Raw genomic sequence first — 14,803 nt, 5'->3', positions numbered from 1 at the left:
ACCGCCGAGCGGTACGGCTCTCGCTGATTGGGACCGGAGCGAAGCGAGGCTCAATGAATCTCCGCCGACCGCTTCAAGGCGGCCTTGAGCTTCTCGAGCGAGAAATCCGCTGACCGCGCGATCTCCAGGATCGGCGTTTCGCGGCGCGCGCACAGCTCGGCCGCCTCGGGAAGCTTCGCCGCGATGTCGGCCGGGATGACGATCGCACCATGGCGATCGGAGTGGATCAGATCGTCCGAGCGCACGGTCATCCCGGCGACGCGGACCTCGCCGCCGAAGCTCTCGGCATGCACCCACGCATGCGACGGACCGATCGAGCCCGCCAGAGCCTGGAAGCCGGCAGCCCATTGCGGAATGTCGCGGATCGATCCATCCGTGATCACGCCGAGGCAGCCGAGCGCCTTGTGGACATTGCTCTGCACCTCGCCCCAGAACGCGCCGTAGCCGATGTCGGGACCATCGATGTCCTGGATCACGACGATGCGGGGACCATGACCGGTGCCGACATATTCGTAGTAGTCTGTGCGCCGCCTCGCCTGCTCGTCCGCCGGCAATCCCGATTTGACGACGGACCGGATCGTCGCCGTCCGCGCGTAGCCGACCATGGGCGGCAGATCGGGGAACGGACACACCAGCGGCTTGGTCGTGTAGCCGACCAGGCGGCGTTCGGGCGCCACGATCTCCATCGCGTTGCAGATGGTCGGCGTATCGTAGCGCGCGAGCGCCTCGAGAACGGAAGCAGCGAGGGGCGCGGCGGCAGTGCGTGTCACGGGCGTTTTCTCCGGATGATGCGGACGGCATTCGCGGCCGTCCTTGGCCATCCGGTATAACTGAGGCGCCGAAGCCAGCAAAGCGCGCGCTGGGTCTTGGGGCCCTGCGCTCAGTGCAGCCGTTCCGGCGGCCGCTGCCCCTGCTCCGCCGCTGGCGCGCCGGTCGGCGCAAAAGCCGTCGCGGACGAAGAAGAGGCGTGCGGCGCTGTAGCCGCGGCACCAAGGACCGCAGAGTGCCGCGCCGCCTGCTGCCGATACAGCCGCCAGCCGAACGGAAGGCTCAGGATGTAGAGGATCGATCCTGCCGACAGGATGTGCCAGGGATAGACCACCAGCAGCGCCACGAAGAACACCACCGAGGCGAACACTGGCAGCACGAGTTCGGGCGAGACGCGCATCCGCGTGGTCTTGCCGGAGAACACCGGCAGCCGCGACACCATCAGGAAGGCGATCAGCAGCGTGTAGAAAGCCGTCACCAGCGCCGGCGGCCTCGGCAGATCCAGGAACGCCAGATAGACCGGCAGCAGCACCGTGATGGCGCCAAGCGGGGCCGGCACGCCGGTGAAGAAATTGGCGGCGAAGGGCGGCTTGTTGGGATCGTCAATGCTGGCATTGAAGCGCGCCAGCCGCAGGCCGCCGCTGATGGCGTACATCATGGCGGCGATCCAGCCGCCGTCGCGCAGCTCATGGAGCTGCCAGAAATACAGGATCAGACCGGGCGCCACGCCGAAATTGACGAAATCGGCCAGGCTGTCGAGCTCGGCGCCGAACTTCGACTGGCCCTTGATCATGCGGGCGATGCGGCCGTCGATGCCGTCCAGGAAGGCAGCGAAGACGATGGCGCCGACGGCGAGCTCCATCCGCCCCTCGGTCGACAGCCGGATTGCGGTCAGGCCGGCGCAGATCGCCAACAGGGTGATCATGTTCGGCACCAGCAGCCGCACCGGGATCGGGCGGAAACGGCGCCGGCGCAGTTCGGGAGAGTTCGGATCGAAGCTCATGATCACACCACGTGTGGGTTGGTCGAAACCTTGTGTCGGAAGGTGCCTCAAGGACCTTTAATGAGTCATCATCGGCCGACGACGGTTCACTGGCTCCGGAAGGTCAGGCCAGGCACGGGCACGTCGAAATCGGCCAGGATCGTCTCGCCGGCAATGGCCGTCTGCCCCTCCGAGACCAGAACTTCCGTGCCGTCAGGCAGATAGACGTCGAGCCGCGAGCCGAAGCGGATCAGGCCGAAGCGCTCGCCAGCCCCGATGGTCTGCCCCTCGCGCACGAACGACACGATCCGGCGCGCCACGAGGCCGGCGATCTGGACCACGCCGATGCGGCCATGCGGCGTCGAGATCGCGAGCGAGTTGCGCTCGTTGTCCTCGCTCGCCTTGTCGAGCTCGGCGTTGATGAAGGCGCCCGGACGGTAGGAGATCTTCTCGATCCGGCCGGCCACCGGGCTGCGGTTCACATGCACGTTGAACACGCTCATGAAGATCGAGACCCGCAGCAGCGGCCGGTCGCCGAGGCCAAGCTCGGCCGGCGGCAGGGCGCGCGTGATCATGGAGATGCGCCCGTCGGCCGGCGCCACCACCAGCCCTTCCCGCTGCGGCGTGACCCGGATCGGGTCGCGGAAGAACAGCGCGCACCAGACGGTGAGCAGCGTGCCGATCCAGCCGAGCGGGGTGAATATCCAGAACAGGATCAGGCTGACGAGGGCAAATCCCCCGATGAAGGGATAACCTTCCGGGTGGATCGGCGGGATCTGAGCGCGGATGGAATTGCTGATCGACATGGCCTGCTTCGTTGAGTGTTGTCGCTCTGACCTCAGAGCGGACCGCCGCCTTGACTAGGTCGATGGCCGGCGAAGGTCAAAATGAATCCTTAATGCATTCTTGAGTTCAGATCAGGGCGGTCCGCGGCATCATTCGGCGGCACTCGCCACCTGGCCGGTCCGTTCGGGCCCGACCGCGTCCGGCTCGCTCCGATCCGGCGGATTGCGGTTCGGCGCCGCCGCATCGTCGCCGATCTGCGCCAGTTTTTCGCGCGCCTCCTCGGCCTCGCGCTGCCGGTTCCACATGCCGGCATACAGCCCGCCTTTGCCCAGCAGCTCGGCATGGGTGCCGCGCTCGGCAATTCGCCCCCGGTCGAGCACGATGATCTCGTCGGCCGCCACGATGGTCGAAAGCCGGTGCGCGATCACGAGCGAGGTGCGATCGCGCGACACGCTATCGAGCGCCTCCTGGATCTCGTGCTCGGTATGGCTGTCCAGCGCCGAGGTCGCCTCGTCCAGCACGAGGATCGGCGGCCCCTTCAGGATGGTGCGGGCAATCGCAACGCGCTGCTTCTCCCCACCGGAGAGCTTGAGGCCGCGCTCGCCCACCTGCGTCTCGTACCCCTTCGGCGCCATCCGGATCAGACCGTCGATCTGCGCGAGGCGGGCCGCCTCCTCGACGGCGGCGTCGTCGGCATCCCAGCGTCCGTAGCGGATGTTGTAGCGGATGGTGTCGTTGAACAGCACGGTGTCCTGCGGCACCATGCCGATCTGGGCGCGCAGCGACACCTGGGTGACGTCACGGATGTCCTGCCCGTCGATCAGGATGCAGCCGCCGGAGACGTCGTAGAGGCGAAACAGCAGCCGCGAGATGGTCGACTTGCCGGCACCTGACGGACCCACGATCGCGACCGTCTTGCCGGCCGGCACCTCGAAGCTCAGGCCCTGCAGGATCGGCCGCTCCGGCTCATAGGCGAAGCGGACGTCCTCGAAGCGGACATGGCCGGAGGTCACCACCAAAGGCGTCGCCCCGGGTGAATCCTTCACCTCGGCATCGCGCGTGAGCACGCCGAACATCTTCTCGATGTCGATGATCGCCTGCTTGATCTCGCGGTAGACCATGCCCATGAAGTTCAGCGGCTGGTAGAGCTGGATCATCATGCTGTTGATCATGACGAAGTCGCCGACCGTGTTGCGGCCCTGGCGCACGCCCTGGGCGCACATCAGCATCGCCACCGTCAGCCCGATCGTGAAAATCACGGCCTGCCCGGCGTTGAGCACTGCGAGCGAGGTATAGGTCTTCACGCTGGCGCGCTCGTAGCGCTCCATGGAACGGTCATAGCGCTCGGCCTCGCGCGCCTCGGCGCCGAAATATTTCACCGTCTCATAGTTCAAGAGCGAGTCGATCGCCTTGGTGTTGGCGTCGGTGTCCGAGTCGTTCATGCGGCGCCGGATCTCGATGCGCCATTCGGTCGCGATGTAGGTGTAATAGAGATAGGCTGCGACCATGGTGAGCGTGACCAGCACGTAGCGCCAGTCGAACTGCCAGAGCAGCACCGCCGTCAGCAGCGAGACCTCGACGATGGTCGGGATCAGCTGCAGGATCACCATGCGCACGATGGTCTCGATCGCGTTGCGGCCGCGCTCGAGCACGCGGGTCAGGCCGCCGGTCTTGCGCTCCAGGTGAAAGCGCAGCGACAATTCGTGCATGTGGACGAAGGTGATGGTCGCGAGCTTGCGCACCGCATGCATGGCGACGCGGGCAAAAATACCATCTCGCCACTGCGTCAGCACCGCCATCAGGACGCGCATCCCACCGTAGCTTGCCGTCATGACGAGCGGCGAGGCCACCAGCCAGAACGCCCAGTTGGCGGGCGCAATCGGCGCGGTGTTGGCGCCGGTCAGCGCGTCGGTCGCCCATTTGAAGGTGAAGGGCAGGACCAGCGTCGCGACCTTCGCCACAATCAGCAGCACCACCGACCATAGCACGCGCATCTTCAGGTCGGCGCGATCGCTCGGCCAGATGAAGGGCCACAAATGGCGCAGCGTGCCGGCCAGCGTTCCCTGCTCGAGGGACGATGGCTGGCTGGCGGCTGGTTCGGAGGAGGAATCGGGCGGCATCTAACGTTCTGGAACAGCGAGTGTCTCGGCATGTTGTGATGCCGGCGTTGCTGGTCATATAGAGTGTCCGGGCGCCGGATGCACCCGTGCGTCGGCGGATTCCGTTGCCGCGGCGCAGTATTTGCATACTCCATTCCCAGGCAAATGGATCCATCCAGTCCGCATCATTCCGTGAAAGCCCGCGAATCCACGCCCTCCGCCCTCGTCTTGACGCCTTTCAACTGCAGTGTCACATCCGTCCAATGACTGAAATCCGCACCGTCTGTGTCTATTGCGGCTCCGGCCCCGGGACCAATCCCAGCTTCATCGAATCAGCGAAAGCGCTCGGCAAGGCGCTCGCCGAGAACGGCGTCAGGCTCGTCTATGGCGGCGGCTCCATCGGCATGATGGGCGCGGTTGCCAAGGCGGTGCTCGACCATGGCGGCGACGTCACCGGCATCATTCCGGACTTCCTTGTGAAGAAGGAAGTCATGATGCCGCTGAAGGATCTCATCGTCACGCCCGACATGCACGAGCGCAAGCGGCTGATGTTCGAGCATTCCGATGCGTTCGTGGCGCTGCCCGGCGGCATCGGCACGCTCGAGGAGCTGGTCGAGCAGTTGACCTGGAAACAGCTCGGACGCCACGCCAAGCCGGTGCTGATGGCCAACATCGACGGCTTCTGGGAGCCGCTGTTCTCGCTGCTCGCCCATATGCGCGAGACCGAGTTCATCCGCCCCGGCTTCTCGATCGAGCTCTTGAAGGCCGAGCGCGTCGAGGACATCCTGCCGCGCCTGCGCGCGGCTGCCGCCGGCATCGCCAGGGAAGAGACCGAAATGGCACCGGAGATCGCCAAGCGGCTCTGATCCCTACTCCGCGGGAAATGTGACGGCTTCGATCCGGTTGCCGTCGGGATCGAGCACGAAGGCGGCGTAGTAGCGTACGCGATCATGCGGTCGCAGCCCGGGCAAGCCGTCTGAAACACCGCCCGCCTCCAGCGCCGCCGCATGGAATGCATCGACCTCGGCGGTGCTCCTGGCACGGAAGCACAGATGCGAGCCGGTCTCGGACGATACCCGCGCCATCGCGGGGCGCAGATTGATCCAGAATTCCGGATACGTCTTGCCGTAGCCGACCGTGCTGGGACGTTCGACCAGGCGCGTCAAACCGAGCGGCGCCAGCGCGAGCTCATAGAAGCGGGCGCTGCGGGCGAGATCGCTGACGCCGACTGAGATGTGGTCGATCATGCGTTTGCTCCTGGCCTCTCCACGTCATTGCGAGGAGCGAAGCGACGAAGCAATCCAGAATCGCGCATTCAGCCCTGGATTGCTTCGCTTCGCTCGCAATGACGGATACACCATCTCACCCTGGCGCGCCGGATTTCACCAGCTTGTAGAATACCGAATCCATCAGCGCCTGGAACGAGGCATCGATGATGTTCGGCGACACGCCGACCGTGGTCCAGCGCTCGCCCTTTTCGTCCTCGCTCTCGATCAGCACGCGCGTGACCGCCTCGGTGCCGCCATTGAGGATGCGGACGCGATAGTCGATCAGCTTCAGACCATCGATATAGCCCTGGTACTTGCCGAGATCCTTGCGCAGCGCGACGTCGAGCGCATTGACCGGACCGTTGCCCTCGGCCGCCGAGATCAGCCGCTCGCCAGCGACGTCGACCTTGACCACGGCCAGCGCCACCGTGACGCGCTCGCCGAGCGCGTTGTAGCGCTGCTCGACATTGACGTCGAACTGCTCGACCCGGAAGTACTCGGGCACCGAGCCCAGCGTGCGCCGCGCCAACAGCTCGAACGAGGCGTTGGCGGACTCGTAGGCATAGCCCGCGGCCTCGCGCTCCTTCAGCTCCTCGACCAGCCGCGTCAGCTTCGGATCGCTCTTGGTGAAGGGAATGCCACCACGCTCCAGCGCCGCGATCACGTTGGAACGGCCCGCCTGGTCCGATACCAGCACCTTGCGACGATTGCCGACGCTCTCGGGCAGAATGTGCTCATAGGTTTGTGGATCCTTGAGCACGGCCGAGGCATGAATGCCGGTCTTGGTCACGAAGGCGCTCTCGCCCACATAGGGCGCGTGGCGGTTCGGCGCGCGGTTCAGCATGTCGTCGAGCGTCCGCGAGACCTTCATCAGCCCGGCGAGTTGGTGGTCGGAGACGCCAATCTCGAAGCGATCCGAGAACTCCGTCTTCAGCTTCAAGGTCGGGATCAGCGAGCACAGATTGGCGTTGCCGCAGCGCTCGCCGAGCCCGTTCAGCGTGCCCTGGATCTGGCGCACGCCGGCGCGCACCGCGGCAAGCGAATTCGCCACCGCCTGTTCGGTGTCGTTGTGGGCGTGGATGCCGAGGTGATCGCCCGGCACGTGCTTGACGACCTCGCCGACGATCGCCTCGATCTCGTGCGGCATGGTGCCGCCATTGGTGTCGCACAACACGACCCAGCGCGCGCCGGCCTCATAGGCCGCGCGGGCGCAGGCCAGCGCGAACTCCGCATTCTCCTTGTAGCCGTCGAAGAAATGCTCGCAGTCGAGCATCACCTCGCGCCCCGCAGCCTTCGCGGCCGTCACGCTGTCGCGGATCGAGGCGAGATTCTCTTCGTTGGTAGTCTCCAGCGCGACGCGCACCTGATAGGCGGATGACTTCGCGACGAAGCAGATCGCGTCTGCCTTGGCCTCCAGCAACGCCGCTACGCCCGGATCGTTGGACACCGAGCGTCCCGCCCGGCGCGTCATCCCGAAGGCGGTGAAGCGGGCGTGGCCGAGCTTGGGCTTGGCGGCGAAGAACTCCGTGTCGAGCGGATTGGCGCCGGGATAGCCGCCCTCGACATAGTCGATGCCGAGATCGTCGAGCAAGCGCGCGATCGCCTGCTTGTCGGCCAGCGTGAAATCGACACCGTTGGTCTGCGCGCCATCGCGCAGGGTGGTGTCGAACAGATAAAGTCGTTCCCTGCTTGTGCCTGCCGTGCTCATGCCTGTGCTCCCCCGGAGCCGAGCGTCTTCTTCATCGTCGTGTTGGCGAGCCACTCGCCGTTGATGGAGACGCTGTTGCGCTGCTGCGCGACGTAGCCGCGCTTGCGGAAGAATTCGACCGCCGTGTCGCTGGCGTCGACCGACAGACCGGTCGTGCCGCGCGCGCCCGCCAGCTTTTCCAGCGCGTCGCATAGCAGGGCCCCGACGCCCTGCCCCGCCGCGTTCGGATGGACATAGAGCATGTCGATGTGATCGTTTCCCTTCAGCGCGGCGAAGCCGACCGGTGAGCCCTGCAGGGTCGCAATCAAGGTGAGCTCGGACGCCAACCTCTTGCCGAAACCCGTCTCATCCTCAGCAGCGGACGCCCAGGCCTCCTGCTGCTCCTCGCTGTAATCGTCACCGGTCAATTCCTGGATGCTGGCGACGAAGATCGCGGCCAGCACCGGCGCATCAGCGGGAAGAAACGGCCGCAGCGCGGGCCTCGGAAGAGCCTGTCCCATGCGTCACCACATGCCGTAGAGTTTCGTGACCAGCGCCACCGCGCCCGCGATCAGCACCAGCTTGAGCAGGATGTAGTACAGCCAGTGCCGCGGAAACGGCGTGTCGGGCTTGCTCATCGCGCGATCTCCCAGGTCGTCACCGGCTTGCCGTCGGCGCCCTTGCCATCCTTCAACACGACACCCATCGCCGCGAGCTCGTCGCGGAGGCGATCGGACTCCTTGAAGTCCTTGCGCGCGCGAGCCGCGGTGCGCTCGGCGATCAGGCTTTCGACCTTGGCGGCGTCGACGCCTTTGGCCTGCTGCTTTCGCGCCTCCCATTGCGCGACGGTTTCTGACAGGAAGCCCGCAAAACGAAGCGAGCCTGCAAAGGCAGCGCGATCCGTCTCGCCGCCGGACGCCGCACGGCTCCGCAACGCGTGCAGCTCTGCGATCATCAGCGGCGTGTTGAGGTCGTCGACGAGGGCGGCGATGATCTCAGGCTCCGGCTGCTCGCCCGGCGCATCGGCCGCGACGCGATACCAGTCGTCGAGCGTCTTGGCACTCTCCTCCAGGCCCTTGACCGTCCAATCCGCCGGCGAGCGATAATGCATCTTGAGCATGTTGAGGCGCAACACCTCTCCGGGCCAGTCCGCCAGCAGGTCTCGGATGGTGACGAAGTTGCCGAGGCTCTTCGACATCTTCGCGCCCTCGACCTGGACGAACTCATTGTGCAGCCAGTAGTTCGCCATCACGGACGTGCCGTGCGCGCAACGCGACTGCGCGATCTCGTTCTCATGATGCGGGAAGATCAGGTCGAGCCCGCCGCCATGGATGTCGAAGACCTCACCGAGAAAGGCCGCGCTCATCGCCGAGCACTCGATGTGCCAGCCCGGCCGTCCGCGGCCCCACGGGCTGTCCCAGCCCGGCTCGTCCTCCGACGATTGCTTCCACAGCACGAAGTCGGCAGGATTCTTCTTGTGCGCATCGACGGCCACGCGCGCGCCGGCGAGTTGCTCGTCGAGCCTGCGGCCCGACAGCGCGCCGTAGTCCGGCATCGACCGGGTGTCGAACAGCACCTCGCCGCCCGCCTCATAGGCGTGGCCACGCGCGATCAGCTGCTTGATCAGGGTCACCATGTCCGCCTTGCCATCGCGGCGCGGCAGCACGAAATCGGTGGCCCGCGGCTCGAAGGTGGGTCGGAGACTGCCGAGCGCAGCCGCGTCGCTGTGGAACTGATTGGCCGTCACCTCCGTGACCTTGCGAATCGCCTCGTTCAGCGGCAGCCCTGGAAAGTCGCGCGCGGCGCGGGCGTTGATCTTGTCGTCGACATCCGTGATGTTGCGGACGTAGGTGACGTGATCCTTGCCATAGAGATGCCGCAGCAGCCGGAACAGCACGTCGAAGACGATCACGGGCCGCGCATTGCCGATATGGGCGAAGTCGTAGACCGTCGGTCCGCAGACATACATGCGGACATTGTTCGGATCGAGCGGCACGAAGGAGCGCTTCTCCCGCGACGCGGTGTCGTACAAACGCAAGTCCATGGTCCGTCCCCGAATGCCTTGTGCTCACCGCCCCGCCGGACCGACAGTCCATGACGAGGCGCAACGGGTGTCCTACGCCGAACGACCGCCCGCGAGCGGGCCGCCACGGCACGAATCACGCTCCCGACCTGCCGGCCGGGCGTCCTGATCATCTCTGTTGAGAAAAGACGGCCTCAGCCAGCGAATCGCTAGCGCGTAATCTCGCGGCAAATGCAGCAGATGGCGAGGAAACCGTTCATGAAACTCACCATGCTGCAGCCGGCTGTCTCCGTCAAGAGCCGCAAAACGGCCGTTTTCACTGCCCAAATGCTCGCGCCCCGCCTCATGGTTAATCATTTTTAACCTTTTGGGCCTAACCATGAGTTGTCTCCTACACCCACCGGTGCACCATGCGAATCTCCTCGGCGCTGCTCGCCTGCTGTGTTCTCCTCGCCGCCGCGACCACCGCCACGGCGGAGAGCCGCATCTTCATCATCGCCAACGAAGCCGACGGCTACGGCGTCGACCAGTGCCTCGCCAAGGGCGACCGATGCGGCGCCTCGGCCGCGCGGTCGTACTGCCAATCACGGGATTTTGCACAGGCCTCCTCCTATCGCCGCGTCGACCCCGATGAAATCACCGGATCGGTGCCGAAAGCTGGCGCAAACTGCGCCCACGGCGGCTGCAGCGACTTCGTCGCGATCACCTGCCAGCGCTGAGATGGCCGGGAACGGCTGTTCCCGCCACCCCGGCGCCCCGGAAACGACGTGACGATGCCCGACAAAGCGGCTATGGGATGCCCGCCGCTGCCGCGATTTTTCCGAATTCTGTGCTAGTCCCGCGGCTGCACCCATGGACCGGAATACCGCATCTTGATCGCATCCTTGTCTCCGCGCCTGTTGGCCGTCTCTGCGCTGCTCGGATTGACCCTGACCGGCTCGCACGCCCTGGCGCAATCCAGCTCCGAGTCCTATGCGCAGATGCCGCCGGGCCAGCCCGGGCCGCAGGCCGGCGTCAATCCGATCTGCCCGCGTCTGGAAGCGCAGCTCGCCTCGATCGATCGCGGCGGTGGCGGCGATCCCGCGCGTGAGGACCAGATCCGGCGTTATCAGGACGCGGCCGCCAAGCAGCAGGGCGAGCTCGACCGCGTCAGCATGCAGGCCAAGCGCATGGGCTGCGACAGCACCGGCTTCTTCTCGCTGTTCAATGGCCGTTCCGCGGAATGCGCTCCGGTCAACAACCAGATCCAGCAGATGCGAACCAATCTCGACCAGATCACCAACAGCCTGGAGCGGCTGCGCGGCGGCGGGTTTGGTGGTGAGCGCGACAATCAGCGCCGCTCGGTGCTGGCAGCGCTCGGCCAGAACAATTGCGGCCCGCAGTACCAGCAATATGCCAACGCCAATCGCGGCGGCGGCGGCAACTTCCTGACCAGCCTGTTCGGCGGCGGCGCCGACAGCAATCCGGCCGCATCGCTGCCCCCGCCGAGCGCCGATCTCGCGGCGCCGCAGGGCACCTACCGGACCGTGTGCGTGCGTAGCTGCGACGGCGCCTATTTCCCGATCTCGTTCGCCACCGTTCCCGGCCGCTTCGCCGACGACGAGCGCGCCTGCAAGGCGCAATGCCCCGCCGCCGACGCGACGCTGTTCACCTATCGCAATCCCGGCGAGGACATGAACCAGGCGGTCTCGGTCAACGGCCAGCCCTACACCGCGCTGCCGAACGCCTTCAAGTATCGCACCGAGTTCAACCCGAGCTGTTCCTGCAAGGCCGCGGGACAGACCTGGGCTGACGCGCTGAAATCGATCGATGACAAGGCCGCAGCCGAGCAGCAGGGCGACATCATCGTCACCGAGGAGAGCGCCAAGCGGATGCAGCAGCGCCAGACCGGTAAGCCGCCGGCGAACGCCGCCCGGAAGGGTGCCGCGCCGGCCGAGGCCGCAGCGCCCGCGACCGCGGACACCACAGGCGCCGGTGGCGACAAGCAGATCCGCACGGTCGGACCGACCTTCATCCCGGCGCGCTGAGCGAGATCGCCGGGTCATCGGGTCATCCTTCGAACGCATCTGAGAACGCGCGGCCAGCGAGACCGGGCGATATGACTTCGCCCGACGGTCCCAGCGCGTTCGCAGGCTTCCAACGATTGCGAAGCGCTGCGAGACGAACGATCTCGGCCTGGGACATATCGTCGAATAGAGTGACACCGCCGGTCGCGTCACCGATCTCACAGCCATTCCGATCCGACTCCTCGCCTGTAGCGACGGCAAGCGCACCAGAAAGACTCGCCAACGCCAGCAGCAGCGTGCCGCGCACGCGCGCCAGGAGATCGTGACGGGCCCCGCCCGCCAGCGGACCGGGCAGAACCGTTTCGAAGCCTGCCACTGCCGCCGTGATCGGCAACACCTCGGCGGTGACGCCGAGCCGCGCCGCGATTGCAATAGCCCGCGCCTCCTGCGGCATGTCGGGCCCGGACAGCACCACGCCGCGAACCCTCGCAGCTCCCAGCGCATCGACGGCCATCGCCAATGACAGCGCGGATTCGATGCCTCCGGTCAGGCCGAGCACGATGCCGGTGAAGCCGTGCTTCTCGACATGGTCGCGCAGGCCGAGCACGCGGGCCGCGTAGTCCGCCTCGTCGCCCTCGCTCAGCGTGGTGACCGGTCCCCGGCACTGCCAGCCATCGTCTCCCCTGCTCCATGCCAAGGTCGTGATTTCAGCGACGAAACCGGGGAGCTGTGCCGCCACCGAGAGATCGGCGTTCAGCGCGAAGGACGCTCCGTCGCACACCTCGCCATCCTGACCGCCGACCTGATTGAGCCAGACGAGCGGCAGATCGCTTTCGGTGACGCGGGCCACGGCGGCCGACAGGCGCCGGTCGCCGCCGCCGCGCAGGTAGCATGAGCGGCTCGGCACGACGATGAGCTCGGCCCCGGTTTCTGCCAGCGTCTCGATGACGTTTTCGTAGTTCGAGGATTCTTCGAGCGAGATGTCGTCGCCGATCGCGACGCCGATGCGGACGCCCCGCACGCTGAGCGGGCCGGCAGCCGGGCCGCGCGTGAACAGGCGCTTCTGATCACCATCGGGCAGGTTGGCCTTGAAGCGCGTCGCGGCGATGCGGCCGGCGTCGAGCAGCGCGCAGGCGTTGTAGAGCTTGCCGTCCTCGATCCAGGGCGTACCGATCAGCACCGCCGGCCCGCCATCACCGGTCTCGCGCGCGAGAGCCTCGATCGCGGCCTGGCACGCGGCCTGAAATGCCGGCTGCAGGACGAGGTCCTGCGGCGGATCGCCCGCAATGAACAACTCCGGCAGCACCACGAGATCGGCGCCGTCGGCCGAAGCCTTCGCGCGCGCCCTGGCGACGTTGCCGGCGATGTCGCCGACCGTCGGGTTGAGCTGGGCCAGCGTGATCCTGAAGATGTCAGCGGCCATCGCTCAACCCGTTCACAGCAGCCCAAGCCGCTCGGCGATCGCGAACAGCCAGAAGCTGCCGGACATCAGCAGCGCGACGCCGACCGCGGCCGAGCCGAGGTCCTTGACCCGGCCGATCTGCAGATCATGCTCCGTGGTGAGCCGGTCCGCGAGCTTCTCGATCGCGGTGTTGAGCAGCTCGACGACCAGCACCAGCACCACCGCGCAGACCAGCTCGACGCTGCGCATCGGCGTCGCGCCGACGACATAGGCCAGCGGCAGCGCCAGCAGGAACGCGACCACCTCCTCGCGCACCGCCTGCTCGGAGCGGAGCGCGAAGGCCAGGCCGTTGCGCGAGTTGACCGTCGCGCGCCACAGACGCAGCATCAGAAGCCCGCGACGGCCGGCATCGGTGCGGACTTGCCGCCGCGCTGCTGCTTCAGCAGCTCGGCGATCAGGAACGCCATGTCGATCGACTGCTCGGCGTTCAGCCGGGGATCGCACACCGTGTGATAGCGGTCGTTGAGATCCTCGTCGGTGATCGCCCGCGCGCCGCCGATGCATTCGGTGACGTCCTTGCCGGTCATCTCGAGATGGATGCCGCCGGCATGGGTGCCCTCCGCGGCATGCACCGCGAAGAACGCCCGCACCTCGGATACAATGCGATCGAACGGCCGCGTCTTGTAGCCCGAGGTCGAGGTGATGGTGTTGCCGTGCATCGGATCGCACGACCACACCACCTTGCGCCCTTCCCGCTGCACCGCGCGGATCAGTCCCGGCAGATGATCGCCGACCTTGTCGGCGCCGAAGCGGTTGATCAGGGTCAGCCGACCCGGCTCGTTGTCGGGATTGAGGATGTCGATCAGCTTCAGCAGCTCGTCCGGCTTCAGCGACGGGCCGCATTTCAGGCCGATCGGGTTCTTGATGCCGCGGAAATACTCGACATGGCCGTGATCGAGCTGCCGGGTGCGGTCGCCGATCCAGATGAAATGGCCCGAGGTCGCGTACCAGTCGCCGGTGGTGGAATCGACGCGGGTGAAGGCCTGCTCATAGCCGAGAAGCAGCGCCTCGTGGCTGGTGTAGAAGTCGGTGGCACGCAGCTCCGGATGGCTCTCGAGGTCGAGGCCGCAGGCGCGCATGAAGTTGAGCGCCTCGGAGATGCGGTCGGCGAGCTCCTTGTAACGGCGCGACTGCGGGCTATCCTTGACGAAGCCGAGCATCCATTGATGCACGCTGCCGAGATTGGCGAAGCCGCCGGTGGCGAACGCGCGCAGCAGGTTCAAGGTCGCCGCCGACTGCCGGTAGGCGTCGAGCTGGCGGCGCGGATCGGGAATGCGCGCCTCGGGCGTGAACGCGGTGTCGTTGACGATGTCGCCGCGATAGCTCGGCAGCTCGACGCCATTGATCTTCTCGGTCGGCGACGAGCGCGGCTTGGCGAACTGGCCGGCGATGCGGCCGACCTTCACCACCGGCACCGCGCCGGCATAGGTCATGACCACGGCCATCTGCAGCAGCACGCGGAAGAAGTCGCGGATGTTGTTGGCGCCGTGCTCGGCGAAGCTCTCGGCGCAGTCGCCGCCCTGCAGCAGGAAGGCCTGGCCGGCCGAAACCCGCGCCAGCGCCTTCTTCAGGTTGCGCGCCTCGCCGGCGAACACCAGCGGCGGGAAGGTCGCAAGCTGCGCCTCGACCTCGGCCAGCGCCTTCTGGTCGGGATAGTCAGGCACCTGCTGCACCGGCTTGGAACGCCAGCTCTCCGGGCTCCAGCGCTCGGTCATGGCTTCA

The 14,803-nt window shown here is 66.4% G+C and carries 14 protein-coding genes; 3 read left to right on the top strand and 11 right to left on the bottom strand.

What is annotated here, in order from left to right:
- Nucleotides 1-50: 50 nt before the first annotated feature.
- From QW868_RS19280 to QW868_RS19265, 4 genes are all read right to left on the bottom strand, one after another.
- On the bottom strand, nt 51-770 hold the full coding sequence (locus tag QW868_RS19280; protein WP_315758933.1) for an RraA family protein: 720 nt from the start codon (nt 768-770) through the stop codon (nt 51-53).
- 110 nt (nt 771-880) lie between these two features.
- Nucleotides 881-1,771, bottom strand: a complete 891-nt coding sequence (locus QW868_RS19275) for a phosphatidylcholine/phosphatidylserine synthase (protein WP_316231221.1) — start codon at nt 1,769-1,771, stop codon at nt 881-883.
- A gap of 86 nt (nt 1,772-1,857) precedes the next feature.
- Nucleotides 1,858-2,592, bottom strand: coding sequence for a phosphatidylserine decarboxylase (locus tag QW868_RS19270; protein WP_315739724.1), 735 nt, complete (start codon nt 2,590-2,592; stop codon nt 1,858-1,860).
- Nucleotides 2,593-2,685: 93 nt separating this feature from the next.
- Nucleotides 2,686-4,656: an ABC transporter ATP-binding protein/permease gene (locus tag QW868_RS19265; protein ID WP_316231220.1), complete on the bottom strand. Its 1,971-nt coding sequence runs from the start codon at nt 4,654-4,656 to the stop codon at nt 2,686-2,688.
- A gap of 242 nt (nt 4,657-4,898) precedes the next feature.
- Between QW868_RS19265 and QW868_RS19260 the strand changes: the two genes are divergently transcribed.
- Nucleotides 4,899-5,501, top strand: coding sequence for a TIGR00730 family Rossman fold protein (locus QW868_RS19260; RefSeq protein ID WP_315739659.1), 603 nt, complete (start codon nt 4,899-4,901; stop codon nt 5,499-5,501).
- A gap of 3 nt (nt 5,502-5,504) precedes the next feature.
- On the opposite strand, the gene QW868_RS19255 is transcribed toward QW868_RS19260, so the two are convergent.
- From QW868_RS19255 to cysS, 4 genes are all read right to left on the bottom strand, one after another.
- A complete protein-coding gene (locus QW868_RS19255) occupies nt 5,505-5,882 on the bottom strand; it encodes a VOC family protein (RefSeq protein ID WP_316231219.1) in 378 nt (125 codons plus the stop codon).
- A 115-nt stretch (nt 5,883-5,997) separates the two neighbouring features.
- Nucleotides 5,998-7,611 carry a citramalate synthase gene (cimA, locus tag QW868_RS19250; protein ID WP_315812285.1) on the bottom strand — a complete coding sequence of 538 codons (1,614 nt, stop codon included), beginning with the start codon at nt 7,609-7,611 and terminating at the stop codon, nt 5,998-6,000.
- Nucleotides 7,608-8,111 carry a GNAT family N-acetyltransferase gene (locus QW868_RS19245; RefSeq protein ID WP_315781082.1) on the bottom strand — a complete coding sequence of 168 codons (504 nt, stop codon included), beginning with the start codon at nt 8,109-8,111 and terminating at the stop codon, nt 7,608-7,610. The genes cimA and QW868_RS19245 overlap by 4 nt, the downstream gene beginning before the upstream one ends.
- A gap of 113 nt (nt 8,112-8,224) precedes the next feature.
- A complete protein-coding gene (cysS, locus tag QW868_RS19240; RefSeq protein ID WP_316231218.1) occupies nt 8,225-9,634 on the bottom strand; it encodes a cysteine--tRNA ligase in 1,410 nt (469 codons plus the stop codon).
- A gap of 389 nt (nt 9,635-10,023) precedes the next feature.
- Here cysS and QW868_RS19235 point away from each other — a divergent pair, with 389 nt between their 5' ends.
- Nucleotides 10,024-10,332 carry a hypothetical protein gene (locus QW868_RS19235; protein ID WP_315739652.1) on the top strand — a complete coding sequence of 103 codons (309 nt, stop codon included), beginning with the start codon at nt 10,024-10,026 and terminating at the stop codon, nt 10,330-10,332.
- A gap of 153 nt (nt 10,333-10,485) precedes the next feature.
- Entirely contained in the window at nt 10,486-11,640 is a 1,155-nt protein-coding gene (locus tag QW868_RS19230) for a DUF2865 domain-containing protein (protein WP_315739651.1), read from the top strand.
- A 22-nt stretch (nt 11,641-11,662) separates the two neighbouring features.
- On the opposite strand, the gene QW868_RS19225 is transcribed toward QW868_RS19230, so the two are convergent.
- Genes QW868_RS19225 through QW868_RS19215 form a run of 3 tightly spaced genes read right to left on the bottom strand, consistent with a single transcriptional unit; the run spans nt 11,663 to nt 14,796 of the window.
- On the bottom strand, nt 11,663-13,042 hold the full coding sequence (locus tag QW868_RS19225; RefSeq protein WP_316231217.1) for a nitrilase-related carbon-nitrogen hydrolase: 1,380 nt from the start codon (nt 13,040-13,042) through the stop codon (nt 11,663-11,665).
- A gap of 12 nt (nt 13,043-13,054) precedes the next feature.
- Nucleotides 13,055-13,408, bottom strand: coding sequence for a diacylglycerol kinase (locus tag QW868_RS19220; protein ID WP_315714514.1), 354 nt, complete (start codon nt 13,406-13,408; stop codon nt 13,055-13,057).
- The gene (locus QW868_RS19215; RefSeq protein ID WP_315776899.1) at nt 13,408-14,796 is read right to left on the bottom strand and encodes a class II 3-deoxy-7-phosphoheptulonate synthase; all 1,389 of its coding nucleotides are present in this window, start codon (nt 14,794-14,796) and stop codon (nt 13,408-13,410) included. The genes QW868_RS19220 and QW868_RS19215 overlap by 1 nt, the downstream gene beginning before the upstream one ends.
- Nucleotides 14,797-14,803 lie beyond the last annotated feature (7 nt).

Origin of the sequence: Bradyrhizobium sp. SZCCHNR1051 (genome assembly GCF_032489615.1) — a bacterium.
Taxonomy (GTDB): Bacteria; Pseudomonadota; Alphaproteobacteria; order Rhizobiales; family Xanthobacteraceae; genus Bradyrhizobium.
This window is presented reverse-complemented; position numbering and strand designations above follow the sequence as displayed.

What these genes read in the sequence shown, in the direction of transcription:
- QW868_RS19275 (WP_316231221.1), bottom strand. Translation starts at nt 1,771, where the DNA reads ATGAGCTTCGATCCGAACTCTCCCGAACTGCGCCGGCGCCGTTTCCGC.
- QW868_RS19265 (WP_316231220.1), bottom strand. Translation starts at nt 4,656, where the DNA reads ATGCCGCCCGATTCCTCCTCCGAACCAGCCGCCAGCCAGCCATCGTCC.
- QW868_RS19260 (WP_315739659.1), top strand. Translation starts at nt 4,899, where the DNA reads ATGACTGAAATCCGCACCGTCTGTGTCTATTGCGGCTCCGGCCCCGGG.
- QW868_RS19255 (WP_316231219.1), bottom strand. Translation starts at nt 5,882, where the DNA reads ATGATCGACCACATCTCAGTCGGCGTCAGCGATCTCGCCCGCAGCGCC.
- cimA (WP_315812285.1), bottom strand. Translation starts at nt 7,611, where the DNA reads ATGAGCACGGCAGGCACAAGCAGGGAACGACTTTATCTGTTCGACACC.
- QW868_RS19245 (WP_315781082.1), bottom strand. Translation starts at nt 8,111, where the DNA reads ATGGGACAGGCTCTTCCGAGGCCCGCGCTGCGGCCGTTTCTTCCCGCT.
- cysS (WP_316231218.1), bottom strand. Translation starts at nt 9,634, where the DNA reads ATGGACTTGCGTTTGTACGACACCGCGTCGCGGGAGAAGCGCTCCTTC.
- QW868_RS19235 (WP_315739652.1), top strand. Translation starts at nt 10,024, where the DNA reads ATGCGAATCTCCTCGGCGCTGCTCGCCTGCTGTGTTCTCCTCGCCGCC.
- QW868_RS19225 (WP_316231217.1), bottom strand. Translation starts at nt 13,042, where the DNA reads ATGGCCGCTGACATCTTCAGGATCACGCTGGCCCAGCTCAACCCGACG.
- QW868_RS19220 (WP_315714514.1), bottom strand. Translation starts at nt 13,408, where the DNA reads ATGCTGCGTCTGTGGCGCGCGACGGTCAACTCGCGCAACGGCCTGGCC.
- QW868_RS19215 (WP_315776899.1), bottom strand. Translation starts at nt 14,796, where the DNA reads ATGACCGAGCGCTGGAGCCCGGAGAGCTGGCGTTCCAAGCCGGTGCAG.